We start from the raw sequence: 24587 nt of genomic DNA, 5'->3' as shown, positions 1-24587 counted from the left end.
CACATACTCACTTCTTGCTAATGGTGGTCAGCTCCTTATCATCGGTATCCACCACAAACACCGCCAGCAGTTTTGCCTTGGCTGTTTTGCTGGCATTGGCGCTCACACCATGTTGATCTCCGGGCAGTTCGCTAAAGCTTTCTCCCACTTGATAGACTTTTTCTGGCCCGTCATTGACCTGGCTGCGGATTGCGCCTTCCAGCACCGTGGCATAGATAAAGGCCGAAGGTGCATGGGTGTGAGCAGGCGTAGCGCCACCTGGGCCATACTCCACCAGCACACCCTTGATGCTTTTACCGGGCACATTGGGTAGTTCATGCTCATACACCACGCTGACCTTGGCATGCTGTGCATGCCCACCATCATGGGCCCATGTTTGGCTGGACAGACTCAAGAGCAGGGCAATACTGAATACACTGATTTTCATGATCGTTTCCTGGTAATGGATGAGGGTTTATTGCAGCCAGTCACTGAAGCGGCTGGCACCTAGCAAGGCGTTGGGGCGCACAGGCACTAACTCGTCATGGGTCAAGGGTGTGCCGAAGTAGGTGGCATCAGCATCGGCAATCACCTGGCGGCCATCCTGTTTGGCAGCAAAATAGCGGCTCACCAGCTGGGCTATCTGCAATTTGTCTGGCCCGGCCAAGTCGATAATGCCGTTGGCAGGCGCGGACTTGAGCAGCTCAGCCAAGGCGCTGACCACATCGGCTGAAGCCACAGGCTGGATCAGGGCGGTGGGCATGCGCACGCTATTGCTATCTGCCTGGTTGCCAGATTCAGCTATGGCGGCAATAAACTCAAAGAACTGGCTGGCACGCAGAATGGTATAAGGCAGGCCGGACTCGGCGATGAGCTTTTCCTGCACCAGCTTGGCACGGAAATAACCACTGGCCTGCAAGCGCTCAGTGCCCACTACCGATAGCGCAATATAGTGCTTTACCCCGGCGCGCTTGGCGGCGGCCAGCGCGTTGGTGCTGGATGCAGTGAAGAATTCCATCACCGCCTGATCTTCAAAGCTAGGCGCATTGCTCACATCTATCACCACTTCCCTGCCACTGACAGCTGCCACCAGCGGTGCCCGTCACGCTATTGATGCCGGTGCTGCGTGAGGCGGCGATCACATCATGTCCCTGCTGTTGCAAAACGCTAACCAGTTGCTTGCCTATCAAACCACTACCACCAATGACGATGACTTTCATTTGAATCTCCCATATCGATTTTTGAAAAATCCTGACTGGCTAGCTGTCATGCCGTGCAGGAGTCGTTGCATCACAGGTGTTAATGTAATGCAGACATGTCATCATCAAGAGTGGCAAGAATGCTGCAAATAACTAGGCCATGATGGGGGTGGTGGATTTGCGGTATTGGTCAGAGCTTCAAATGCATCAAGCCCGCAATTGCGGGCTTGATGCTGTGGTCACTACTTACTTAATGCTATTTACCATGCTTAATGCTATTTGCCTTGCAAGCGTCGGCTAAAGCTCACGCTGTAAACGCCGGGGCGTGCCTTGAGGATGGGGTCATCACTGGCCTCTATGCCATCTACCAGATTAAGTGGGCTGAACATCACGGTTTTCTGCAATTCATCGCCATCGGCGCGCAGCTTTTCCACCGTCAACGTGCCCAGCTCTACCACTTGCCTGTCTTCAGGCCAGCTTACCGTGGCATCGTTGAGCTGATCGCCCTCCTTGGCAATCTGCACCGAGATACGGTAGCTATAGGCACCCTTTTGCAAGCGCTGGGTCAGTTCGTTCTTCAGGTAATCCTGCTCCACGGCCTTGGCGGCTTCAGCACTGAGGAACTTGGGGCCTTGCTCAGGCACGATGCGGTAGCGGCCATAATGCGTCTCGCCCTTGGCATTGGTGAACTTGAAGGCATTGACGCCAAAGAAGCTCTGGCTGGCAAAGCTCTCGGGCAGCGGTTTGGGCGTGGTGACAAAACGCAGGGCTGCCGGATGACTGCCGAGGAACTGCTCTATAGGCTTGGGTTGCGGTGCATCCGGGCCTGAAGCCGCCACTGCCTGCAGCAGGCCAAGAAACTCTTCCGGGGTAGAAGCCGGGAAGCTATTGATGGAAATGCACACCAGGTCTGCATTTTCATCATTGGGCAACTGGAAGCGGATGGCAATGCCCTTGGGGAAGGCATTGGGGTCATTATCTGCACTGGCTGGCACGCCACCCGCATTGGAGTAGCGCAACAACACCGGATGGCGCTGATTGAATATCTCTGCCTTGGTAATGCTGGCGGCAGAGGCAGCCGGGGTGAAGTAACCCTCAGCCATCACGCCCTTGGCATGATTGGCACGGAAGCCTGGGTGCGGCCCGGCTGAAAGCTGGGTCAGGGTATCTACCAGTTGCTCGGTGACGGGCTTGGCAGCATCTGCGGCCCAGGCCGGGTTAAGGGGAAGAATGAGCGAGGTCATGAGGGTAAGCTTGCTCAGGGAAAGCTTGTTAACTGATCTGCTAATGTGAACCATGATGCTGGACTCCTGTTTGCGTTATCGCGGGCTGACATCAGCCTGCGCTCCCTTGGCATACTGGCGTAGCCAAGCACTGGGTTTTCAAGTTTTAGGTTTTGTTGTTGCAACAATGCAGTGGACTGGCATTGCTTAAGGCGCAGTACGGACTTGTTACCAATCAATCCGTACTGCTGAGCATAGCCGCATTTCCCTTTTTTGTTCAGGGGGTTGTGCGGATTTATTTTGCTTGCAAGGTGTTGTATGCCGTCATCAGGTTGCGGTAATCCGGAATATGGTTGGAGCACAGCGCACCCAGGCCTTCAATATCATTGCGCCAGTCACGGTGCAGCTCACATGCCATGCCAAACCAGGTCATGATTTGCGCCCCGGCGGCCGACATTCTGTCCCAGGCTGCATCGCGGGTCATGGCATTGAAAGTGCCGGAAGCATCGGCCACCACAAACACTTCAAAACCTTCTTCAATCGCTGACAGTGCCGGGAAAGCCACGCAGACTTCGGTAACCACCCCGGCAATAATCAGCTGCTTCTTGCCCGTGGCCTTGACCGCCTTGACGAAATCTTCGTTATCCCAGGCATTGATCTGGCCAGGTCTGGCGATATAAGGCGCATCGGGGAACATCTCTTTTAGTTCAGGCACCAGCGGGCCATTGGGGCCAGTCTCAAAACTGGTGGTGAGTATGGTGGGCAGGTTGAAGAACTTGGCAGCATCCGCCAGTGCCAGCACATTGTTCTTGAACTTGTCCGGGTCTATATCGCGCACCAGGGATAAGAGGCCAGCCTGATGGTCTACCAGCAAAACTGCAGCGTTGTCACGGTCCAGACGTACGTAAGGTTTAGTCATTTTATTGCTCCCAAATAGGTTTAGATAAAGTTAAAAACTACTTAAAAAATATTGCTACTCGCGTTGAAACGCTTACCAGAACGACTGAGCACTCAGGCAAAACGGCCATTGTTGTAATCGGCGATAGCCTGATCGATCTCTTCCCAGCTATTCATCACAAACGGGCCATGGCCAACCACGGGTTCATTCAGTGGCGCGCCGTTAAGCAGCAGGATGACGCTGTCTTCACTGGCCTCAATTTCCAGCTCACTGCCCTCACGCTGCATTACCGCCAGTTCGGCAGGGCGTATGGTGTGTACATCGCCCAGACGCACGGCGCCATGCAGCACAAACAGCGCAGTGGTATGCCCGGCAGGCAGGGTGAAGTGCGCACGATTACCCGCATTGAGCCTGACATCCCATACATTCATGGGGCTGAAGGTCTTGGCTGGGCCAGACTTACCCTGGTATTCCCCGGCAATCACGCGCACCTTGCCTTCACCTTCTGCCAGTGCAACTTCAGGGATCTGGCTAGCCAGAATGCCTTGGTAACCTGGCTGTGCCATCTTGTGCTTGGCGGGCAGGTTGACCCAGAGCTGTATCATCTCGAAAGGGCCACCACGCCTGGCGTAATCGTCACCGTGGTATTCCTCGTGAATGATGCCAGCGCCTGCTGTCATCCACTGCACATCACCGCGGCCTATGGTGCCCCCGGCATTGGTGGAGTCGTGGTGGGCAACCTCACCGTCATACACGATGGTGACCGTCTCGAAACCGCGATGCGGGTGCTGGCCTACGCCCTTGCGTTGCTCTGTAGGCTCAAATTCGGCTGGGCCTGCGTAATCCATCAGCAGGAAAGGCGACATTTCTTCATGGATATCACGGTAAGAAAAGATGCTTTGCACCGGGAAACCATCACCTACCCAATGACGACCATTGCTGCGTTTGATGAAAGCTAATTTTTTCATGCTGTGCTCCTGTTCAATGTGGTGTTTGCCTTAACTCGTTTAATGCCTGAGTTGATGGTTCACACTTTAAGCACATGACATTAATGACACTAGATGGTTAAATGCGAAATTACTTTTCCATTAAATGAACAATTGCATTTAGCACCTGTGTTCAAACTATCAAAGCTAGGTCTATGGACTTCAATGAAACCGCCGTTTTTGTACGCGTAGTGCAAGCTGGGGGCTTTAGTGCCGCAGCGCGCCAGCTCAATCTGCCCACTTCTACCGTCAGCACACGCGTGGCACGTCTGGAAAAACGCCTGGGCGTAACCCTATTGCAGCGCACCACGCGCAAATTGCACCTGACCGAAGCTGGCCACGCCTACTTCGAGCATGCCGCGCTGGGCCTGGGTTATATGCTGGAAGCCGAGGCGGCACTGGATGCCGCACGCAAACAGCCACAGGGCAGGCTCAAGGTCACTGCCCCGGCTGACCTGGGTGATAACCTGCTCTCCAACCTGCTGATTGCTTTGCAGGATCAACATCCGCTGCTGGAGCCAGAATTAGTATTGACCGATCGCTATATAGACCTGGTTGCCGACGGGGTAGACGCGGCCATCCGTACTGGGGCCTTGCGCGATTCCAGCCTGGTGGCGCGGTCGCTAGGCACCATACGCTGGGCCTTGTTTGCCACCCCGGCCTATCTTGAACATGCACCCAGGCTGCAAGAGCCGCAGGACCTCAACCAGCACCGCTGCCTGCAATTCACCCCCATGGGCCGCGATAGCTGGACGCTGCATAAAGGCGATAGCAGCATCACCTTGCCCTTGAGCGGTAAACACATCGCCAACAGCATAGGCGTGATACGCGCCATGGCCTTGCGGGATCAGGGTGTGGCCCTGTTGCCCACCTTTGCCTGCAAGCCCGGACTGGGTGGCGAAGCCTTGCAGCAGGTGCTGCCGCAATGGCAAGGCGCGGCTGACCCTGTGCATCTGGTTTATCCACGCCAGCGCTTTATGCCGCCCAAACTGCGCGCCCTGATAGAAATTGCCCAGCAACAGCTCAAGCCCTGGTTTGAGGAAGGGGTGTTTTTAGTAGATAGAACTTGAGAGGCCAGGCTTGAACATGGTTAGACATACCTGAGACATGGATAGGCCAAAGTTGCATCCGGTATGGGCTAGCGCCGGGCTAAGCCTGCATTGACTGGCTTATACTGTCGCCCATGAACACCCCCGCCCCCTCGTCGCGCCGTGCAGCTTTGATTCTGCTGCTGATCCTGGCCTTGCCACCCTTGTTCTGGGCGGGCAATTTCATCGTCGCGCGCGCCGTGCATGCGCAAATCCCTCCGGTAACGCTCTCGCTGGGGCGCTGGCTGATTGCCCTCTTGTGCATATTGCCGTTTGCTTTATCCGCGCTGCGCCGTGATTACCGCCAATACTGGCAATATCGCTGGCGTTTACTCGCGGTTTCCACAGTAGGTGTTGCCGCATTCAACACCCTGGTCTATACAGGCTTGCATGACACCACGGCCACCAATGGCACTTTGCTCAATTCCTGCATCCCGATTTTTATCCTGCTGTTCGGCGCGCTGTTCTACAAGCTGCCGCTGCAAGCCAGGCAATTGCTGGGGCTGGCGCTGTCTCTATGTGGCGTGTTGACGATTATTTTTCAGGGCGAATGGTCACATGTGCTCAAGCTCAAGTTTTCTCACGGTGATCTCATCATTCTGCTGGCCATGGTGTGCTGGGCTTTTTACACACTATGGCTGCGTGAACTGCCGCCACAGCTGAGCCGTATAGGCTGATGGCAGTGCAAATCATGATAGCTATCCTGCTGTTGCTGCCGCTGTATTTCTGGGAACGCGCAGTCGGCCCGGCGCCGCTATGGAACACTGAGACCGCCTGGGCGCTGGCCTATGTCGGCATTTTTCCATCGGTGATTGCCTACACGCTGTATATCACTGGCGTGGCGCGCGCCGGGGCGGCCAAGGCGGGTTTGTTTATTCATTTGATGCCAGTGTTTGGCACGCTGCTGGCCATGACATTCCTCGCTGAATCATTCCAGCTTTATCACCTGCTAGGCATCGCGGCCATACTCTGCGGCCTGACTATTTCTACCCGCCCAAGCACTGCCTAGCCCAGCTCTGATGCCTTTGAGCCTGTAGCGTCAAAAGCAACAGCCCATGCCAGTAATCCAGCAGTCGCTGATGCCTGAGCATCAAGGCTCAGCTTGAGTTGCTGGCGTCCATCTGCCTTTTTGTACCCATCACCCATCATGGCGCGGCCTATAAACCATTGATTTATATTCTGACCTTTATTTTCTGCACACCCTGATGTCTCTTTGACTCCCCCTCTGGAACAGGCTTTGCTCTCTAGTTGCCATTCGCGCTTTCAAGGGACCACCCAATTGCGCTGCCAACACTAAAAATAATGGGAGCCTGTTTTGATTTACCAAAGAACTACCTTACATAGGGGAATTGCCTTAGCCCTTGCCACTTTAAGCCTGCCTGCCACAGCGGCAGAGCCGACACTGGCCTCGGGAGAAAACCTGGACAGCGTGGTGGTGCTGGGTACGCGCCGCAATGATGTCACCGCGCTGGAAAGTGCCGCGCCTGTTGATGTGATCAACCAGCAACAGCTATTAAGTTCTGGTGCCACTACCTTGGGCCAGGCCTTGGCTGCGCTCAATCCTTCTTTCACCTTCCCGCAAAACACCAATGGCGCGTTTGCGCAGGAAGTGCCGACAGGGGCTTCATTGCGCGGCCTGGCTTCCGATCAGGTCTTGGTACTGGTCAATGGTAAGCGCCGACATACTGGCTCTACTGTCACGCGGCAAAACTATGCCGCACGCGGTGGCGTACCGGTAGATATCAGCCTGTTCCCACTGGATGCCATAGAGCGGGTGGAAATTCTGCGCGATGGCGCTTCGGCGCAATATGGCTCTGACGCGATTGCCGGGGTAATCAATATCGTGCTCAAGGGCAGCGATGCGGGTGGCCGCATAGGCTATCGCCAGGGCGAATACAAGAAAGGCGATGGTTTATCGCGCAAACTCAGCGGCTGGAAAGGTTTCAGCCTGCCCAATGATGGCTTCCTCACGCTGAGCTTTGATGCCGGTGAGGCCGACCCCGCCAATGATACCAATCCTGATACTCGTCTCCCCGCCAGCAATCCGCTGCGCGATTGGCGCTTTGGCGTGGGCCGGGTGGCAGATCAATACAATCTGTTGCTGAACAGCGAGCTACCGCTAAACAATCAGTGGACGGCCTATGCCTTTGCTACCTGGTCGCACAAGAACAGCGATGCGGAAGCCGCGGTGGTGCTACCCACTGACCGTCGCAATATTCCCTCGGTATATCCCAATGGCTACTGGCCGGTAACGCGTTACCGCCTAGAGGATTACGCCGCTACAGGTGGCCTGCGCTATGAAGATGACGCACTCGGGCGTTTCGATCTTTCCGCCAACTATGGGCGCAATGAGGTGGATTCCACCTATTACAACACTCTCAATCCCAGCTGGGCCCCACCTCGCCTACCCGCTTCCATACTGGCACCCGTATCAACTCACAGGCCAACCTGAGTCTGGACTGGGCCAAGGATCTGGCCGTGGATGCCTTGTATAAGCCATTGACGGTTTCCGGTGGAGTGGCCTGGCGCGGGGAGCGTTACCAGCTCAAGTCCGGTGAGGCTGCCGCTTCAGAGAATCGCTGGTACCCTCACCCTGGCGGTGGTTTCTATCCGCCTGCAAGTTCCGGCGTTACACCCGGAGATGCCGATACGCTGACACGTAGTGTATTTGGCGGTTATCTGGGCCTGGAAGCGCAGATCACCAAGAAACTGCAATCCGGGGTGGCCTTGAGGTCTGAACACTATTCCGATTTTGGCAGTACCACCAACGGCAAATTCACCCTGCGTTATGACTTCACGCCCAAGATTGCGCTGCGCGGCAGTATCAGCAGTGGTTATCGTGCGCCTTCGTTGGTACAGGCGGGCTTCCAGTCTTCTGGCATTCAAATCGTGCAGAGTGGCAGTGTGTATAACGCTGTGTTGCAACGTACGCTACGTGCCGATAGCCCAGAAGCCGCAGCTTTGGGTGGCAAGGCCCTCAAGCCCGAACGCTCAGAAAATCTGTCGCTGGGTCTGGTGTTCCGCCCGCTAGAAGACGCCAGCATCACGCTGGATGCCTATCACATCACGGTACGTGACCGCATCACGCCATCAGAAAACCTCACCGGTAGAGACGTGGAGGCCGCACTCATAGCATCTGGGATCAACGGGGTGAACAGCGCGGTTTTCTTCACCAATGTGCTGGATACCCGCACAGAAGGCATAGAACTGGCAGGCCGTTACCGCTTCAACTTGAGCGTAGGCGCGCTGGAAGTCAATGCTGGTTTCGCCCGCACCCGTACCGAGGTCATTGAAGCGCGTGGCGTAGGTTCCCTGGCCTCTAGCCGCATCGTCGGGCGCGGTGCGCTGGGGGCACTGGAAGATAACGTGCCAGAAAACAAGTTTATCCTCGGTCTACGTTATACCTTGGGCGGTTTCCAGGCCGTATTCAACCAGCGGCGCTATGGCGAATACACCACGCGCAGCACGGTGGCCAGCGGCGATCAAACCTTCTCGGCACAGTGGATCAGTGACCTTGATCTGAGCTATCGCTTTAGCCAAGGCGTACGCGTCGCCGTCGGTGCCCAAAACCTGTTTGATAGCCATCCGGACAAGCTGCCCCCCTCTGCTAACAGCACCACCAATCCTTATGCCATCGCCAAATACTCCACGGTGTCACCTGAGGGCCACCAGGGCGCGTTCTACTATGCCAACCTGAGCTACGACTTCTGATGCGGCTCAAACTCTGGCAAACACTGGCGCTGACCTGGCTGTTATGCCTGGTCAGTGCTGGCGCGCAGGCACAAACCCAAGTAGAAGCAAAGCCGCTGGATTCTGGCGGCATTGCCCAGGGCCTGGATAAGCTAGCGGTGCTGGGCAGCGTGCTGTATATCGCCGCTCACCCCGATGACGAGAACACCCAGCTACTGGCCTGGCTGGCGCAGCAAAAGCACTACCGCACTGCCTATCTTTCGCTGACGCGTGGCGATGGCGGGCAAAACCTGCTGGGCGATGAACAGGGTATCCCCCTGGGGCTGATCCGCAGCCAGGAATTGCTGGCGGCACGGCGTGAAGATGGCGCGGAGCAATATTTCACCCGCGCGCGCGATTTTGGTTTTTCCAAACGCGCGGATGAAACCCTGGAGATCTGGCAGCAGGAACGCATACTCGGCGATATCGTCTGGTTGATTCGCAAACTTCAGCCTGATGTCATCATCACGCGCTTCCCGGAAGATGCCAGGGCCGGGCATGGTCAGCACCAGGCCTCGGCCATATTGGCCAGGCTGGCGTTTGCTGCTGCGGCAGACCCGCAACGTTTTCCGGAGCAATTGCAGGAAGTCGCCCCCTGGCAGGCCAAGCGCCTGGTGTGGAATACCTGGGAATCCTTTTTGGGTAGCGGCAGCACGCGCAGCCCCGAGCAATTGCGCATAGATGTTGGCGGCTATAACCCCAGGCTGGGCAAGAGTTATGGCGAAATTGCCGCATTGAGCCGTAATCATCACCAGAGCCAGGGCTTTGGCAGCCGCGCATTGCGTGGGCATGTCTGGGAAACCTTTGCCTGGCAGGCTGGCCAGCCTTTGCAAAATACCCTACTCGAAGGCATAGATACCAGCTGGGGCCGGGTAGCCCAGGCGCAGGCTCTTGCCCGCCAGATTACCCAACTACGCCAGGGCTATGACCCAGACCAACCCGCCAACTCCATACCAGCGCTGCTGGCCGTGCGCAAAAGCATTGCCGCCTTGCCTGAGGGTTATTGGCGCACACAGAAACTGCAAGAGACCGAGCAATTGATTCTGGCTGCCGCCGGGGTCTGGATAGGCAGCTTCGCCGAGCGGGCACATTATGCGCTGGGCGAGGAGATAGCGGTCAAGACCAGCCTGGTGGTGCGTGGCCCTGTGCCTGTGGCATTGCTTGCCATCAATCAAATAGCCCAGCACACGCTTCTGCAACAGGATGAAGTGGTGCAGGTGAACACCCAGCTTCAGCCCAAGCGCATCAGCCAGCCATACTGGCTGCGGGCCCGGCCAGATGAAGGTGCGTTTGCGCTGGCAGCGCAAAACCAGCTGGCGCAAGCCTGGGCCGACGATGCACCTGAGCAGAGCATCACCCTGGCTGTAGCTGGCCAGACCCTGACCTTGACCCAGCCTGTGCTTTACCAGCGCCTGGACCCACTGCGCGGCGAAGTCAGCAGAGCCGTACAAGTAACGCCGCCTGTGAGCATCAAGCTGGAAAACCAGGCTTATCTGATTCCGCTGGCTAGCAGGCACAATATCCAGCTCAGTCTGCAAAGTTTGCGTGAGCCAGGCTTGAATCAAGCAGGTTTGAGTCAGAAAGACACAAGTCAGAACATAACTGGCACGCTGAAAGTGCAGGCACCGCCAGGCTGGCAGGTGAGGCCACAGCAGCAGGCCTTTAAGCTAGGCTCCGGCCAACGCAGCCAGGTGACACTGGAGGTGCAAGCCCCCAGCAGCGCCAGTGCGGGTGATCTCAAGCTGGAGGTGGAGATAGATGGCAAGCAGTTTGCGCTGGAGCAAAAAACCATCGCCTATGCCCACATTGCCGAGCTGGACTGGTTTGCCCCCGCCGAGGCCAGACTGGTCAGCCTAGATATCAAAACCGGGGGCCGTAATATTGGCTATATCCCCGGCGCGGGCGATAAAGTGGCAGCGGCGCTGAAACAGCTGGGTTATACCGTGACGGAGCTGGATAGCAGGACACTGGCCCAGGAAAACCTCCAGCGCTTTGACGCCATTATCACCGGGGTGCGCGCCTACAACGTGGATGCCAACCTCGCCGCAGCCCATGCGCCACTGATGGAATATGTGAGTCAGGGTGGGGTATTGCTGGCGCAATACAACAACCTCAGCCCAGCCCCTGCCAGCGCTATCGGCCCTTATCCTTTCCAGCTTTCCCGCGCCAGGGTGAATGAGGAAAATGCGGCGGTGCGCCTGTTACAGCCAGAACATCGCTTGCTCAACACGCCCAATCGCATTGGCACTGACGATTTTGCAGGCTGGGTGCAGGAGCGCGGCTTGTATTTTGTCAGCCAGGCCGACCCGCGCTACGAGCATTTACTGGGCATGCATGATCAGGGCGAGGCCGAGCTGGACGGCGGCCTGATTACTACCACCCTGGGTAAAGGGCGGTTTATTTATGCGCCCTTGGCGTTTTTCCGCCAATTGCCCGCAGGGGTTCCCGGGGCTGCCAGATTGTTGGCCAATCTTTTGGCCAGGGACGATGTCATCAAAGGTAATGATTAGATGACATCATCTGGTGACATCAGCAGAGACCATCAGCCACCTATGAGCAAAATAGACATTGAGCCGCTGCAAGACTTAAGCCCAGGCATGTTTGCGCTGGAACAAGCGGCCCAGGCTGAAGGTTTCAGGTTTATCAGCCGCTTGATCAGCGAATGGCAAAGTGGCGTGCAGCGCTTTGATGCCCCTGGCGCATGTCTGCTGGCAGCTTATCTGGACGGCAAGCTGGTGGCGGTGGGTGGGCTGACACCTGACCCTTATGCCCATGAGGCCGACATAGGCAGAATACGCAGGCTATACGTCACACCTACAGCCCGTGGGCGGCAGATTGGACAAACCCTGTTACAGCGCCTGTTGGCACATGCAGGCCCACACTTCAGCCTAGTGCGGGTGTTGACCGATACCACCGCAGGGGATGTGTTTTACCTGCGTTACGGCTTTCAACGTATTAAAGACCCTCATGCCAGCCACGCCCTGCGATTAAGTCTATCCTGAGATTGCAGGCGGCAAGGCCTGTATTTTTCCTGCTTGTTACCATACCTACCCCCCTCTTTTTAGGGTAGCCCCATCTCTCTTTATTCCCTGTCCAGATTCATAGTCTGGTTCTAGTCCCATGGCTGGCTAGTCAAATCTAATGCCGACTTTTACACTGTCGGCGCCTCGACATATGTGCCGGGATTTCTACGCCAGCACAGCCGTGTTACTGCATTTAAGTCCCTAAAAAATTTCACTTTTATCAGATATCTCCGCATTTTCTGCTGGCATGTAATTCGCTTAATGTTCCCGGCACCATTGTCTGAGTTACCCCTGATTGCAACCATAGAGTAAATGCCATGACTGAAACTTCCATCCTGGGCAGCACCGATCCCGAGGTTTACAAAACCTTGCTGGAATCCACCAAGGCGATTCCCTGGAAAATCGACTGGAAGACGCTGAAATTTGCCTATGTTGGGCCGCAGATTGAGGCCTTGCTGGGCTGGACGCCGGAAAGCTGGGCCAGCGTGGACGATTGGGCTGCACGTATGCACCCGGAAGACAGGGCCTGGGTGGTGGATTTCTGTGTGTCGCAATCGCAATCCGGCACCGATCATGAGGCCGATTACCGCGCCCTGACCAAGGATGGCCAGTATGTCTGGATACGCGATGTGGTGCATGTGGCACGCAATGCAGCGGGTGAGGTAGAAGCCTTGATCGGCTTTATGTTTGATATCAGCGAACGCAAGAAAACCGAGGAACAGCTGCTGAAAATGCAGAAAGAGCTGGAGGAGCTTTCCTTCAAGGATGGTTTGACCGGGGTGGCCAACCGCCGCATGTTTGATTCCATCATGGAAATTGAATGGGCCAATGCCAGGCGCAATGGCCAGCCTTTATCACTGGTGATTTTTGATATTGATTTCTTCAAGCAGTACAACGATCACTACGGCCATATTCAGGGCGATGAGTGCCTGAAGCGCGTGGCAAGCTTGCTGGCCAGCAGTGCCGCACGCGCGCGGGATTTCTTTGCCCGCCTGGGCGGTGAGGAGTTTGTGCTGGTGCTGCCAGAAACCGATGCTCAGGCGGCGCAGGTGGTCGCCAATCGCTGCCGCAACCTGATTTTCAAGGCGCAGATTCCCCATGCGCAATCATCGTTAGGTGATTACCTCACGGTCAGCATGGGGGTAGGCACCATTATCCCCGGTGTGCAGGACCAGGCCTTGAGCTTTGTAGAGCAGGTGGACAAGCGTCTTTACCTCGCCAAACAGCGTGGCCGCAATGCCATCGTTGACTCGCAATAAATCCGCCGCTGCTTTGCATGGATTCTGTCACTGAATTCGGGTAGATACCCGGCATTTCACCGTGCAATTAGGGTGAATTTCGCAAGAAAAATCAGCGTCTGCTAGTCCAACCGGACTAATTCCCTTAATTTTTATAGGGAATTATGTCAGCCGCTATTGACACTCATTTTGGAGCCTTACTATCATAAGCCGTAACATGCTACTGATTAAAGAATTACCGACCTCAGAGTCGTTGAAGAAATTTGCCGGACACTTCCCCGAAGCGGATATTGGTGCCATCTGGGAATTCGTCAATATTTTGCGCGCCGCCTCCGATATGTCGGACGCCCTAGACAAGATGCTGGCCCAGCACGGCCTGCTGCAAGGCCGCTGGTGGGTGCTGGTGTTACTGCTGCGCGAAGACAATCTCAGCTCCTCACCCTCAGAACTGGCAGAAAAAGCCGGGGTCACCAAGGCCACCATGACCGGATTTATCGACGGCCTGGAAAACGAAGGCCTGGTGAGCCGCCTGACCGACCGCAAGGACAGGCGCAAGCTCAAGATCAAGCTCACCGCCACCGGGCGCAAAAAGCTGGATGAGGTGATGCCTGTGTACTACACCCGTGTTGCTGCGCTGATGTCCACACTTACCCAGGAGCAGCGCCAGTTGATTGTGCAATATATGCAGAATCTGGGCGCACACGCCGATCTGTTGAAGTAATGTCCTGCAGCCTTGGGCTGCAGGCAGTGTTTGCATCTTTCCTTGTTTGAATCTTTCCTTGTTTAATCTTTAAGCCTCCTCCCTACTCCTCCTCTGCCCTTGAGCGCCTTACTTCAAGGTTGGCTAGTCCACACTTGCCCAGATTACAGTTCAGCGCATGTCATCACTCACCCAGCGCAATGACATGCGCTAGCCTGGACTTTTAGGCACGGATTTACCCTGCGGCATCAAGGCCTTGTAGGACTGCGTTACCCGCCACTGTCAGACGGCTCCTACAAAACCCCCTGTTCAGGTTTTTTAGCGAAAAAATCCCGTGTTTTTAACGACTTTAACTACCTTTAGACGCTTAAGCTAGGCTAGGTTTCGGTTACACTAGCGCATCTTGAAAACGCGGGAACCCCCATGTCCGGACAGTCCACGATAGATCAAAACAGCTTCAAGCGTATCTTGCGGCGCAACATCGTGTTGCCCTTGGCGGTGGGTATTGCCAGCGCAGTGATGTTCATCATCCTGGTGATGAATCTGCTGTCGTCAATGAACTGGGTTGAACATACCGAACGCGTCATCGGCAAGGCACAGGAAATTTCCAAGCTCGCGGTCGATCTTGAGAGCGGCATGCGCGGCTACCTCATCAGTGGCGAAGAAAGCTTTCTCACCCCCTATGTTGTCGGCAAAGCCCGGCTACAGGCTGAAGTCAGCAGCCTGCTGCAACTGATTAGCGACAACCCAGCCCAGATAGACAGGTTAAGGCGCATACAGGCGCAGGCTGAGCAATGGAATGTGTATGCCAGCAATGCCATAGAGATGCGGCGCAAGCATGAAGATTATGCCGGGCTGGTACGTGCCGGGCGCGGAAGATGGAATTTGACGAAATCCGCAAGGAGCTGGGCGCGTTTATCGATGTCGAGCAGCGCTACCTCAAGGAGCGTAACGATGCCGCACGTTCCACCATTCTGTTCTCGCTGATTTCCTATCTGATTTTCGTATTGGGCTTGACGGGTTTCCTTGGCTACTTTGGCCGCCGCGAGCTGCTGCGCCTTTCTTCTGGCTATGAAGATGTGCTGACCGCACAGCAAGCGCACTCAGATACCTTGCAACAACAAGCCTGGTTGCGTACTGGCCAATCTGCATTGGCAGAGTTGGGCATAGGCCAACTGGCCTTGCCGCAGATAGGCCGCACTTCGCTGGATTTTCTGGCGCGCTATATCGGTATTCAGGTGGGTGCATTGTATGTGCGTGAGGATGATGGCAGCCTGCGCCGCTTTGCCAGCTACGGCTTCAGCCCCGATCAGGAGCAGCGCAATCTGATTCTGCGCGAGAACCAGGGCCTGTTGGGCCAATCTGTGGCCGAAGGGCGTTTGCTCAGCCTGGATGGCTTGCCGCAGGACTATATCAAGATCAACTCCGCCCTTGGTGATAGCGTGCCGCGTCAGGTGCTGATTGTGCCCATACGCAATGACAAGCATATCAATGGCGTGATTGAGCTGGGCTTTATGCATGCCACCGACCCGCGTGTGACGGAATTACTGACGCTGATCTCTGGCAATCTCGGTATTGCCATTGAATCCGCCCTATCGCGCCAGCGCCTGCATGATGCCCTGGCCGAAACCCAGCAACTCAACGAAGAACTGCAAGTGCAGCAGGAAGAATTGCGCACCAGCAATGAAGAGCTGGAAGAACAATCGCGCGTGCTGGAAGAATCACAATCAACGCTGGAAAACCAGAAGGCCGAGCTGGAACAGACCAATGACAAGCTGGCAGAGCAGGCGTTGACCCTGGATCAGCGCAACGCCAATCTGCAGCAGGTGCAAGCGCAATTGCAGGAAAGAGCCGAAGATCTGGAACGCGCCAGCGAGTACAAATCCGAGTTCCTCGCCAATATGTCGCATGAACTGCGCACGCCATTGAATAGCTCGCTGATTCTGGCCAAGCTGCTGTCAGAAAACCGCGAGGGCAATCTCAATGAAGAACAGGTCAAGTTTGCCCAGACCATCTACTCTGCGGGCAATGACTTGCTTAACCTGATCAACGATATTCTCGATATCTCCAAGGTGGAAGCCGGGCAGCTGGAGCTTAATCCGCAAATGCTCAATCTGCGCCAGCTCAGCGATACCCTGGCTTCGGTGTTTGAGCCGCAGGCGGCGCAGAAAAAACTTGAGTTCCGCATTGCGCTGGAGCCTGACGCGCCGACCACCATGCACACTGACCGTTTGCGTCTGGAGCAGATTCTCAAGAACCTGCTCTCCAATGCCATCAAGTTCACCGATCATGGCAGCGCTTCCCTGACCATTAGCAGTCATGAAGATGGGCAGATCCGCTTTGTGGTGGAAGACAGCGGCATAGGCATTGCCGCCAATTTCCATGAAGCCATCTTTGCCCCCTTCCGTCAGGTCGATGGCACCTCCAGCCGTCGTTACGGCGGCACCGGGCTGGGGCTCTCCATCTCGCGCAATCTGGCCACACTCCTGGGCGGATTTATTCAGGTAGAAAGTACCCCAGGCCAGGGCAGCCGCTTCACGCTGATTTTGCCGCAGGACTGGAACCCCGCACCCGCGCTGATAGGCCAGCCCACGGTGGAAAGCAGTGCCGGGCCTTTGCATCCCGCCACCATTGCCGGGTCTGCACACCCTGAGGTGGCAAGCACGGCATTAGCTTCAACTTCAGCCCCCGCCCCTGCCAGCGCCAAGGCCTTTACAGGGCCAGCTTTCAGCGATGATCGTGATCAGGCGGATAACGCCCAGCGTCTGGTGCTGGTGATAGAAGATGAAGTGGCTTTTGCCAAGATTCTGTTCGATCTGGCGCATGAAATGGGGTATCGCTGCCTGGTGGCGCATAACGCCGATGAAGGCTTGCACCTGGCTGAACAATACCAGCCACAGGCCATACTGCTGGATATCCGCCTGCCGGATCAATCCGGTCTCAGCGTGCTGCATGAGCTCAAGCAACACGCCAACACCCGGCATATTCCCGTGCATGTGGTTTCCGGTGCCGATCATAGCGAAGCTGCCTTGCATCTGGGGGCCATAGGCTATGCGCTCAAGCCCACCACGCTGGATGAACTCAAGCGCGTGTTTGGCAGGCTGGAAGAAAAACTCACGCAGAAAATCAAGCGCGTGCTGCTGGTAGAAGATGACGAGCGCCAGCGTGAAAGCGTGAAGGAACTGATTGCCGATGACGATGTGGAAATCACCCCGGTCGGCCTGGGTGCAGAGGCGCTGGAGCTACTGCGCCATCATGTTTATGACTGCATGATCATAGATCTCAAACTGCCGGATATGCAGGGCAGCGAGCTGCTGCAACGCATGTCCAGCGAGGAGATCAAGGCCTTCCCGCCTGTGGTGGTGTATACCGGACGTCACCTCAACCGCGAGGAAGAAACCGAGCTGCTCAAGTACTCCCGCTCCATCATCATCAAGGGCGCACGCTCGCCAGAGCGCCTGCTGGATGAGGTCACTTTATTCCTGCACAAGGTGGAATCCGAACTTTCCAGCGACAGGCAGCGCATACTGCAAACCCTGCGTAGCCGTGAGAGCATTTTTGAGCATAGGCGCATCCTGCTGGTGGATGATGATGTACGCAATGTGTTTGCGCTCACTAGCGCGCTGGAGCAAAAGGGCATGGTGGTTGAAGTTGCCCGCAATGGCCTGGAAGCGCTGGAAAAACTGCAAGCCGAGAGTGATATAGACCTGGTGCTGATGGATGTGATGATGCCTGGTATGGACGGCCTGGAAGCCACGCGGCGCATCCGCAGTGATAGCCGCTTTGCACGCCTGCCCATTATTGCCATTACCGCCAAGGCCATGAAGGACGATCAGGAACAATGCATGAAAGCGGGCATGAATGATTATCTGGCCAAGCCCATAGAGCTGGCACGCCTGTATTCCCTGCTCAGGGTCTGGTTGCCTGCGGACATTAACCGTACGGAATAAGCATGGAGCCAAGCGCTAAAGTCATTGCCAACAGGCTGAATGAAAGCAAAGTCAATGAGGCCAGGGTGAATGAGCCTCAGAGGCTCAGCACGCTCGATATTGAATTGCGCCTGCTGATGGAAGCCATTTACCTGCGCTACAGCTATGATTTTCGCGATTATGCGGGTGCTTCGCAAAAGCGCCGCGTGGTGCAGGCAGTGCGTGCCTTTGATTGCAAGTCGGTATCCGAGCTGCAAGCGCGCGTGTTGCATGACCCTGACTTGTTCATGCAACTGCTGCAATACCTCACCATTCCGGTCAGCGAAATGTTCCGCGACCCCAGCTACTATGCCTGCCTGCGGCAAGAGGTAATTCCCGTGCTCAAGACCTACCCTTCACTCAAGATTTGGGTGGCGGGCTGTAGCACAGGCGAAGAAGTCTATTCACTGGCCATTCTGCTGCGCGAGGAAGGCTTGCTGGATCGCACCATTATTTACGCCACCGACATCAACCCACAATCACTGGAAAAAGCGCGCAAAGGCGTGTTTCCGCTGGATCGCATTGCCCTTTACGCCAAGAACTATCAGGAAGCAGGCGGTCAACTGGATTTCTCCAGCTATTACACCGCAGCCTACAATGCCGCGCTGTTTGACCGCAGCCTGTGCGACAACGTCACCTTTGCCGATCACAGCCTCTCCACCGACAGCGTGTTCTCGGAAACCCATCTGGTGACTTGCCGCAATGTCTTGATCTATTTCAATCGCGGCCTGCAGGACAGAGCGCTGGGGCTGTTCCATGAATCCCTGTGCCATCGCGGCTTTCTCGGCCTGGGCAGCAAGGAAAGCATAGACTTTTCTGATTACAGCCAGCGTTTTGAGCCGCTACAGAAACGCGAACGGATTTTCCGCAAATTATGATCTGCATATGCAAGCTATGAGTACGCAAGGCATGACCAGGCCAACGCAGTTGCAAGATGTTGCCGCCATTGTGGTGGGCGCTTCTGCGGGAGGCATCCATGCCATGATGCAGATCTGCAAGGATTTACCCACCAACTACCCGCTGCCCATCATCGTCACCCTGCATATGCAGGACATGCGGGATAGCCGCCTAGCGGCTCTGTTCCAGCACCACCTGCGCCTGCGCGTCAAAGATGCCGAGGACAAAGAGAGCATACGCCCAGGCATACTGTACTTCGCAGTACCGGGCTATCACCTGTCCATAGAGCGCGAGCGCGTGTTTTCTTTCAGCTGTGAACCGCCGCTGCATTTCTCCCGTCCTTCCATCGATATCCTCATGGAGTCGGCGGTGGATGCCTACGGTGCCAATCTCATGGGCATACTGATGACAGGGGCCAACCAGGATGGCGCAGCCGGGCTGCTGGCAATCAAGCAGGCTGGCGGCATCTGTGTGGTGCAGGACCCAGCAGAGGCCGAGATTGATTACATGCCCAAGTCCGCCCTGGCGCTGCAAACGCCAGACCTGATACTCACCCTGGCAGAGATCAATGCCCTGCTGATATCGCTGGGAGACCATCATGTCCACTAAGCCTACTTACAATAGCCCCAGCAAGCTGCTGATCGTCGATGATCTGGCAGAAAACCTGCAGGCCCTGAGTGCCATTATTCGCGGCGATAACCGCGTGGTGTATCAGGCCAGCTCCGGCGAGGAAGCCCTGGCCTTGATGCTGGATCATGAATTTGCCCTGGCCATACTGGATGTACAAATGCCAGGCATGGATGGTTTTGAGCTGGCCAAGCTCATGCGCAGCACCGTGCGCACCCGGCATATCCCCATTGTCTTTGTTACTGCGGCTGCCAGCGAGCAGCGCTTTGATTTCCGTGGTTATGAATCCGGCGCGGTGGATTTTCTCTACAAGCCGCTGGATGTGGATGCGGTCAAGAGCAAGGTCAATGTCTTTGTTGCCCTGCACCAGCAGCGCCTGGAAACCCAGCGCCAGGTACTGGCCCTGGAGCAAAGCCGCAAGGAGCAGGAAACCCTGCTGCATCAATTGCAGCAGACCCAGGAGCAACTGGAGCAATCCATACTCATGCGCGACAACTTCATGTCCATGGTGGCCCATGAGTTGCGCACCCCACTCAATACCTTGTTCCTCGATGTGCAGGTACGCACGCTGCAACTGGAACGTGACAACCTGGCGGCGTTCAGCAAGCCAGAACTGCTCAAGATGACAGAGCGTGACCGCAGGCAGATCAAAAACATGATCCGCCTGATAGACGACATGCTGGATTTATCGCGCATCTCCAGTGACAAGCTGTCGATACGCCCGGTGGAAACCGATCTTTCCGAATTGCTGGAGCGGCTGGTGCACGACTTCACGCCGCAAGCGCAATCCGCAGGCTATCAACTCAGACTGGATATTCTTGACCGCGTGGAAGGCAAGTGGGATGCCTTCCGTCTGGAGCAGATCATCGTCAACCTGCTGACCAATGCCATGCGCTATGGCAACGGCAACCCCATCACCCTCACCTTGCACCAGCAAGGCAATACCGCTGTGGTGGCGGTACGCGACCAGGGGCACGGCATCTCGCCCGAAGACCAGGAGCGTATCTTCCAGGCCTTTGAGCGTGGCCAGGGCAATCAGGTCAAATCCGGCCTGGGCCTGGGCCTGTATATTGCCCAGCAACTGGCCGAGGCACACGCGGGCAGCATTGCGGTACAAAGCACCCTCAATGCAGGCTCCACCTTCACTCTTAGCCTGCCGCTGGTGAGCCAGCAGGTTGAGCATGGTGCGGATGCCTAACCGCTTACCTGCAAGCATTTCTACTTAAGCCTAGCAATAAAAAACCCCGGGCGAGTGCCCAGGGTTTGCTAAGTGTTAGCTCGGGACTGGCGAATTCCGCCTGTCTTAATGCAGGTCAAACCTATCCAGCATCATCACCTTGTTCCAGGCCTGCACAAAATCCTGCACAAACTTTTGCTTGGCATCGTCAGTGGCATAGGCCTCGGCCACTGCGCGCAATTCTGCGTTAGAGCCAAACACCAGGTCTACCGGGGTAGCGGTCCATTTCAGCTTGCCGCTTTCGCGGTCGCGCCCTTCGTAAAATTCCCCTGTAGGCGCTTTTTTCCATTGCGTGGACATGCTCAGCAGGTTGACGAATACATCATTGCTCAATACCCCGGGGCGCTCGGTCAACACACCAGCAGTGTTTTGCCCACTATTGGCATTCAGGCTGCGCAGCCCGCCCATGAGTACCGTCATTTCAGGCACGGTCAGGTCAATAGATTGGCCTTGTCCACCAGCATCTCGGCGGGCGATGCCGTGTTGTCCTTGTTGTAGTAATTACGGAAGGCATCGGCCTTGGGTTCCAGCACGGCAAAGGTCGCAACATCGGTCTCAGCTTGGCTGGCATCAACACGGCCTGGGGTAAATGCCACGCTGATCTCTTGACCACCCGCTGCTGCTGCCTGCTCCACCGCCGCTGCACCACCTAACACGATCAAATCCGCCAGCGAGACCTGCTTGCTGCCAGACTGGCGGTTAAAGTCCTGCTGTATGGTTTTCAAGGTTTTGAGCACCCTGGCCAACTCGGCAGGGTTGTTCACCGCCCAGTCTTTCTGTGGGGCCAATGCCAGCCTGCCCCCATTGGCTCCTCCGCGCATATCCGTGCCACGGAAGGAGGCTGCGGCAGCCCAAGCTGTCCTCACCAACTCCGGCACACTCAGGCCACTGGCTAGTATCTTGGCTTTCAAGGCACTGATATCGGCGGCATCAATCTGGGCGTAAGTCACATTAGGCAAAGGGTCCTGCCAGAGCAGAATTTCAGCCGGGGCTTCCTTGCCCAGATAACGTGAGCGCGGGCCCAGGTCACGATGTGTGAGCTTGAACCATGCCTTGGCAAATGCCAGTTCATATTGCTTGGGATCATCGAGGAAGCGCTTGGATATCTTGTGATATTGCGGGTCCATCTTCAGGGCCAGGTCGGTGGTGAACATGATGGGAGCGTGACGCTTGTCTGACAAATGGGCATCCGGCACCAGGCTGGCCCCCTTACCATCTTTGGGTATCCATTGAATGGCGCCTGCCGGACTTTTGGTCTGCACCCAGTCGAAGGTATAAAGCCAGGTCAGATATTCATGCGTCCAGCGCGTAGGGTTGGTGGACCAGGCACCTTCCAGGCCACTGGAAACGGTATCCTCGGCATTGCCCTTGCCACATTTGTTGCGCCAGCCCAGGCCTTGTTCCTCCAGCCCTGCGGCGGCAGGCTCAACCCCCACACAATCCTTGGGTTTGTGGGCACCATGCGCTTTGCCAAACGTATGCCCACCTGCAATCAAGGCCACGGTTTCCTCGTCATTCATCGCCATACGACCAAAGGCCTCCCGAATATCCTTGGCCGCTGCCAGCGGGTCAGGCTTGCCGTTGGGGCCTTCCGGATTGACGTAGATCAAGCCCATTTCTACCGCTGCGAGAGGCTTCTGCAGCTTGCGACCTGGGGCATGTCGCTGATCGGTGAGAAATTGTTTTTCCGGCCCCCAGTACACCATGTCCGGCTCCCAATCATCGGTACGCCCACCCGCATAGCCAAAGGTCTTGAAACCCATGGACTCTAGCGCAACATTGCCTGCCAGCACCATCAGGTCGGCCCAGGAAATGCTGCTGCCGTATTTTTGCTTGATAGGCCATAACAGCCGCCTGGCTTTGTCCAGGCTGACATTATCCGGCCAGCTATTGAGCGGGTCGAAACGTTGCTGGCCACCCCCTGCACCCCCACGCCCATCATCCATGCGATAAGTCCCGGCGCTGTGCCAGGCCATGCGGATAAAGAAGGGGCCGTAATGGCCATAATCTGCAGGCCACCAGGGCTGCGAGGTTTTCATGACCTGCTCTATGTCACGCTTGACCGCCTCTATATCGAGCTTGTTAAAAGCCTCGGGATAATTGAAACCAGGGGCCATGGGGCTGGACTCGGCTGCATGTTGCCGTAGCGGTCTGAGGTCTAGCTGATTAGGCCACCAGAAATCTGGCGACTGCACAGCCTGGCTGGGCGCTTTTTGCGGCATGGGGGTAGCAGACTCTGCCTGAGCCTGGCTGGCGAGCACCCCGGCGGCCAGGGCCAGCACCAGGATTTTTGCAATAAATACCGTGTTGTCTTTCATGTCACTTTCTCCTCGTGATTGGTTTTACTGTTGTGCATGCGGAGTGGTCTTGCCCGCTACGTTGCCGGGCAAGACCGGGATTTATTGCAGGATGCTGCTGGCGAACAGGGCTAGTGATTTATCCACATCCGGCTGCTCATTGCTGACAGCACTGGCTTGACGCTCGCTCTTGCCGAGAATGCTGCTGGCAAACAGATTCAATGAAGTATCAACGTCGGGCTTTTGATTGCTGGTGGCTTGCGGCAGGGGCTTCCAGGTGCCTAGCAAACTGGTGGCAAATGGCAGGATGGAATCGGCGTGCGCAGTACTGACTGCCATCGTCAGTAACAGCGCTGTGCAAAACGCAGTGGTAGTTTTCATGATGCTCTCCTTGGCTAAATTAATGATTACCTCTAACAGTCCGGCTTCAGACGCCGCCTAGAATGAGAGGCGCTGGACTTAGCTCCATTAGAGTCATTTAGCCATCTGGCATGAAATTCATTTACTCAATGCCGCCATGGGCAATATCAATGATGGGCTGGCGCATACGCTGGATAAAATGCGTCATGGCCTGAGTGATCAGCCAGCATCAATAATCGAGGCAAGCAGCATGAATCTGAGAGATTTGAATTATTTGGTGGCAGTGGCGGACTGCAGGAATTTCAGCCAGGCGGCCAACCAGTGTGCGATAGGTCAACCGACCTTGAGTGTGCAGATCAAGAAGCTGGAAGATTATCTGGATGTGCCACTGTTTGTGCGCCACAAAAACCAGGTGCTGATTACCGATACTGGCGCAGAGATTGTTGAAGTGGCGCGGCGCATCATTGCCGATAGTGAGCAGATACGCCATATCGCCGCACAGGCGCAAACCCCGGTAGGCGGCAAGCTGTCTTTAGGCGCTTTTCCTTCGGTGGCCAGTTATGTGCTGCCGGAATATGTTTTTCGCATCAAGCAGCACTACCCCGAAATGAAGATGATGGTGATAGAGGAGAAAACCCAATCACTGATTGAGCTAATGCTGCAAATGAAGCTGGATGCAGCACTGCTGGCACTGCCAGTAACCGCGCCGGAACTGGAAAGCAGCAGCCTGTTTGTTGATCCCTTTACGCTGGCTGTGGCCTCTGACCATCCGCTGGCCGGAGAGCACGAGGTCGATCTGACGCTGATCAAGCAGGAAAATTTATTATTGCTGGACGAAGGCCACTGCCTGCGCGATCAGGCACTGGAAGTCTGTCATCCTTCGCGCTTTGTCGAAGATGATTTCCGGGCTTCCAGCCTGGAAACCCTGCGCTTCATGGTCAAGAATGGATTGGGCGTGACGCTGATGCCCTCGGTTGCGATACAACCTGAGGATGGGGATATTCATTACATCGCCATCAGGCAGCAACCCAGCCGCACCATTGCCCTGGTCTGGCATAAACAACACCCGCGCCGCAGGCTTTTCCAGGAGCTTGCCTGCCTGCTGGCCTACAAGCCCCTGGCGTGAAATTACACGCTG

24 protein-coding genes are annotated in these 24587 nt (G+C 56.0%); 15 read left to right on the top strand and 9 right to left on the bottom strand.

The window, feature by feature from the left end; translation table 11 throughout:
- Positions 1-7: 7 nt before the first annotated feature.
- From JCM2850_RS11690 to JCM2850_RS11670, 6 genes are all read right to left on the bottom strand, one after another.
- The gene (locus tag JCM2850_RS11690) at positions 8-427 is read right to left on the bottom strand and encodes a cupin domain-containing protein (protein ID WP_088177761.1); all 420 of its coding nucleotides are present in this window, start codon (positions 425-427) and stop codon (positions 8-10) included.
- A 27-nt stretch (positions 428-454) separates the two neighbouring features.
- Positions 455-1069, bottom strand: coding sequence for an SDR family oxidoreductase (locus JCM2850_RS18910; protein ID WP_199898337.1), 615 nt, complete (start codon positions 1067-1069; stop codon positions 455-457).
- Positions 1017-1199 carry an NAD-dependent epimerase/dehydratase family protein gene (locus tag JCM2850_RS21995; protein ID WP_199898336.1) on the bottom strand — a complete coding sequence of 61 codons (183 nt, stop codon included), beginning with the start codon at positions 1197-1199 and terminating at the stop codon, positions 1017-1019. The genes JCM2850_RS18910 and JCM2850_RS21995 overlap by 53 nt, the downstream gene beginning before the upstream one ends.
- A gap of 254 nt (positions 1200-1453) precedes the next feature.
- Positions 1454-2422, bottom strand: a complete 969-nt coding sequence (locus tag JCM2850_RS11680; RefSeq protein WP_036266089.1) for a catalase family peroxidase — start codon at positions 2420-2422, stop codon at positions 1454-1456.
- Positions 2423-2696: 274 nt separating this feature from the next.
- Positions 2697-3320 carry an isochorismate family cysteine hydrolase YcaC gene (ycaC, locus tag JCM2850_RS11675; RefSeq protein WP_025872021.1) on the bottom strand — a complete coding sequence of 208 codons (624 nt, stop codon included), beginning with the start codon at positions 3318-3320 and terminating at the stop codon, positions 2697-2699.
- 92 nt (positions 3321-3412) lie between these two features.
- Positions 3413-4267 (bottom strand): pirin family protein, encoded by an 855-nt coding sequence (locus JCM2850_RS11670; RefSeq protein WP_025872019.1) that lies wholly within the window; start codon positions 4265-4267, stop codon positions 3413-3415.
- A 173-nt stretch (positions 4268-4440) separates the two neighbouring features.
- Between JCM2850_RS11670 and JCM2850_RS11665 the strand changes: the two genes are divergently transcribed.
- The 14 genes from JCM2850_RS11665 (at position 4441) to JCM2850_RS11610 (ending at position 20753) form a co-directional block, all read left to right on the top strand.
- Positions 4441-5355 (top strand): LysR family transcriptional regulator, encoded by a 915-nt coding sequence (locus JCM2850_RS11665; RefSeq protein ID WP_025872017.1) that lies wholly within the window; start codon positions 4441-4443, stop codon positions 5353-5355.
- Between the two features lie 113 nt (positions 5356-5468).
- Positions 5469-6050: a DMT family transporter gene (locus JCM2850_RS22895; RefSeq protein ID WP_234406234.1), complete on the top strand. Its 582-nt coding sequence runs from the start codon at positions 5469-5471 to the stop codon at positions 6048-6050.
- A 14-nt stretch (positions 6051-6064) separates the two neighbouring features.
- Entirely contained in the window at positions 6065-6382 is a 318-nt protein-coding gene (locus JCM2850_RS22890) for an EamA family transporter (protein ID WP_234406233.1), read from the top strand.
- A gap of 306 nt (positions 6383-6688) precedes the next feature.
- On the top strand, positions 6689-7825 hold the full coding sequence (locus JCM2850_RS21990) for a TonB-dependent receptor plug domain-containing protein (protein ID WP_199898335.1): 1137 nt from the start codon (positions 6689-6691) through the stop codon (positions 7823-7825).
- Positions 7826-7851: 26 nt separating this feature from the next.
- The gene (locus JCM2850_RS21985) at positions 7852-9084 is read left to right on the top strand and encodes a TonB-dependent receptor domain-containing protein (RefSeq protein ID WP_199898334.1); all 1233 of its coding nucleotides are present in this window, start codon (positions 7852-7854) and stop codon (positions 9082-9084) included.
- Complete coding sequence (locus tag JCM2850_RS11645; RefSeq protein WP_025872015.1) at positions 9084-11612, top strand: PIG-L family deacetylase; 2529 nt, start codon at positions 9084-9086, stop codon at positions 11610-11612. The genes JCM2850_RS21985 and JCM2850_RS11645 overlap by 1 nt, the downstream gene beginning before the upstream one ends.
- A 42-nt stretch (positions 11613-11654) precedes the next feature.
- Positions 11655-12104, top strand: coding sequence for a GNAT family N-acetyltransferase (locus JCM2850_RS11640; protein WP_025872013.1), 450 nt, complete (start codon positions 11655-11657; stop codon positions 12102-12104).
- Between the two features lie 338 nt (positions 12105-12442).
- Complete coding sequence (locus JCM2850_RS11635) at positions 12443-13384, top strand: GGDEF domain-containing protein (protein WP_025872011.1); 942 nt, start codon at positions 12443-12445, stop codon at positions 13382-13384.
- 196 nt (positions 13385-13580) lie between these two features.
- Positions 13581-14084, top strand: a complete 504-nt coding sequence (locus JCM2850_RS11630; protein WP_025872009.1) for a MarR family winged helix-turn-helix transcriptional regulator — start codon at positions 13581-13583, stop codon at positions 14082-14084.
- A 402-nt stretch (positions 14085-14486) separates the two neighbouring features.
- A complete protein-coding gene (locus JCM2850_RS21980) occupies positions 14487-15050 on the top strand; it encodes a CHASE3 domain-containing protein (RefSeq protein WP_199898333.1) in 564 nt (187 codons plus the stop codon).
- Complete coding sequence (locus tag JCM2850_RS18895) at positions 14942-18013, top strand: response regulator (protein WP_199898332.1); 3072 nt, start codon at positions 14942-14944, stop codon at positions 18011-18013. Before JCM2850_RS21980 ends, JCM2850_RS18895 begins: the two co-directional genes overlap by 109 nt.
- 65 nt (positions 18014-18078) lie before the next feature.
- Positions 18079-18909, top strand: a complete 831-nt coding sequence (locus JCM2850_RS11620; RefSeq protein WP_025872007.1) for a CheR family methyltransferase — start codon at positions 18079-18081, stop codon at positions 18907-18909.
- A gap of 16 nt (positions 18910-18925) precedes the next feature.
- Positions 18926-19537 (top strand): chemotaxis protein CheB, encoded by a 612-nt coding sequence (locus JCM2850_RS11615; RefSeq protein ID WP_234406232.1) that lies wholly within the window; start codon positions 18926-18928, stop codon positions 19535-19537.
- Complete coding sequence (locus JCM2850_RS11610; protein ID WP_025872005.1) at positions 19527-20753, top strand: hybrid sensor histidine kinase/response regulator; 1227 nt, start codon at positions 19527-19529, stop codon at positions 20751-20753. The genes JCM2850_RS11615 and JCM2850_RS11610 overlap by 11 nt, the downstream gene beginning before the upstream one ends.
- Positions 20754-20858: 105 nt before the next feature.
- Here JCM2850_RS11610 and JCM2850_RS23625 read toward each other — a convergent pair whose 3' ends face one another.
- From JCM2850_RS23625 to JCM2850_RS11600, 3 genes are all read right to left on the bottom strand, one after another.
- Complete coding sequence (locus JCM2850_RS23625; protein ID WP_369384887.1) at positions 20859-21221, bottom strand: hypothetical protein; 363 nt, start codon at positions 21219-21221, stop codon at positions 20859-20861.
- A 2-nt stretch (positions 21222-21223) separates the two neighbouring features.
- Positions 21224-23110: a catalase/peroxidase HPI gene (gene katG / locus JCM2850_RS18890; RefSeq protein ID WP_305079979.1), complete on the bottom strand. Its 1887-nt coding sequence runs from the start codon at positions 23108-23110 to the stop codon at positions 21224-21226.
- 81 nt (positions 23111-23191) lie between these two features.
- A complete protein-coding gene (locus JCM2850_RS11600; protein WP_025872004.1) occupies positions 23192-23470 on the bottom strand; it encodes a hypothetical protein in 279 nt (92 codons plus the stop codon).
- A 136-nt stretch (positions 23471-23606) separates the two neighbouring features.
- Between JCM2850_RS11600 and JCM2850_RS11595 the strand changes: the two genes are divergently transcribed.
- Positions 23607-24575, top strand: coding sequence for a LysR substrate-binding domain-containing protein (locus tag JCM2850_RS11595; RefSeq protein ID WP_234406231.1), 969 nt, complete (start codon positions 23607-23609; stop codon positions 24573-24575).
- The last annotated feature ends 12 nt before the right edge of the window (positions 24576-24587 follow it).

The organism is Methylobacillus glycogenes JCM 2850 (assembly GCF_000617925.1).
Classification (GTDB): Bacteria; Pseudomonadota; Gammaproteobacteria; order Burkholderiales; family Methylophilaceae; genus Methylobacillus; species Methylobacillus glycogenes.
This window is presented reverse-complemented; position numbering and strand designations above follow the sequence as displayed.

Excerpts from the sequence above, each read along its gene's own strand:
- JCM2850_RS11665 (WP_025872017.1), top strand. The coding sequence starts at position 4,441 with ATGGACTTCAATGAAACCGCCGTTTTTGTACGCGTAGTGCAAGCTGGG.
- JCM2850_RS21995 (WP_199898336.1), bottom strand. The coding sequence starts at position 1,199 with ATGAAAGTCATCGTCATTGGTGGTAGTGGTTTGATAGGCAAGCAACTG.
- JCM2850_RS11615 (WP_234406232.1), top strand. The coding sequence starts at position 18,926 with ATGAGTACGCAAGGCATGACCAGGCCAACGCAGTTGCAAGATGTTGCC.
- JCM2850_RS18895 (WP_199898332.1), top strand. The coding sequence starts at position 14,942 with ATGGAATTTGACGAAATCCGCAAGGAGCTGGGCGCGTTTATCGATGTC.
- JCM2850_RS21980 (WP_199898333.1), top strand. The coding sequence starts at position 14,487 with ATGTCCGGACAGTCCACGATAGATCAAAACAGCTTCAAGCGTATCTTG.
- JCM2850_RS11645 (WP_025872015.1), top strand. The coding sequence starts at position 9,084 with ATGCGGCTCAAACTCTGGCAAACACTGGCGCTGACCTGGCTGTTATGC.
- katG (WP_305079979.1), bottom strand. The coding sequence starts at position 23,110 with ATGAAAGACAACACGGTATTTATTGCAAAAATCCTGGTGCTGGCCCTG.
- JCM2850_RS11670 (WP_025872019.1), bottom strand. The coding sequence starts at position 4,267 with ATGAAAAAATTAGCTTTCATCAAACGCAGCAATGGTCGTCATTGGGTA.
- JCM2850_RS11610 (WP_025872005.1), top strand. The coding sequence starts at position 19,527 with ATGTCCACTAAGCCTACTTACAATAGCCCCAGCAAGCTGCTGATCGTC.
- JCM2850_RS11595 (WP_234406231.1), top strand. The coding sequence starts at position 23,607 with ATGGGCAATATCAATGATGGGCTGGCGCATACGCTGGATAAAATGCGT.
- JCM2850_RS11680 (WP_036266089.1), bottom strand. The coding sequence starts at position 2,422 with ATGACCTCGCTCATTCTTCCCCTTAACCCGGCCTGGGCCGCAGATGCT.
- JCM2850_RS11690 (WP_088177761.1), bottom strand. The coding sequence starts at position 427 with ATGAAAATCAGTGTATTCAGTATTGCCCTGCTCTTGAGTCTGTCCAGC.
- JCM2850_RS22890 (WP_234406233.1), top strand. The coding sequence starts at position 6,065 with ATGATAGCTATCCTGCTGTTGCTGCCGCTGTATTTCTGGGAACGCGCA.
- JCM2850_RS11640 (WP_025872013.1), top strand. The coding sequence starts at position 11,655 with ATGAGCAAAATAGACATTGAGCCGCTGCAAGACTTAAGCCCAGGCATG.
- JCM2850_RS22895 (WP_234406234.1), top strand. The coding sequence starts at position 5,469 with ATGAACACCCCCGCCCCCTCGTCGCGCCGTGCAGCTTTGATTCTGCTG.
- ycaC (WP_025872021.1), bottom strand. The coding sequence starts at position 3,320 with ATGACTAAACCTTACGTACGTCTGGACCGTGACAACGCTGCAGTTTTG.
- JCM2850_RS11635 (WP_025872011.1), top strand. The coding sequence starts at position 12,443 with ATGACTGAAACTTCCATCCTGGGCAGCACCGATCCCGAGGTTTACAAA.
- JCM2850_RS11630 (WP_025872009.1), top strand. The coding sequence starts at position 13,581 with ATGCTACTGATTAAAGAATTACCGACCTCAGAGTCGTTGAAGAAATTT.
- JCM2850_RS11600 (WP_025872004.1), bottom strand. The coding sequence starts at position 23,470 with ATGAAAACTACCACTGCGTTTTGCACAGCGCTGTTACTGACGATGGCA.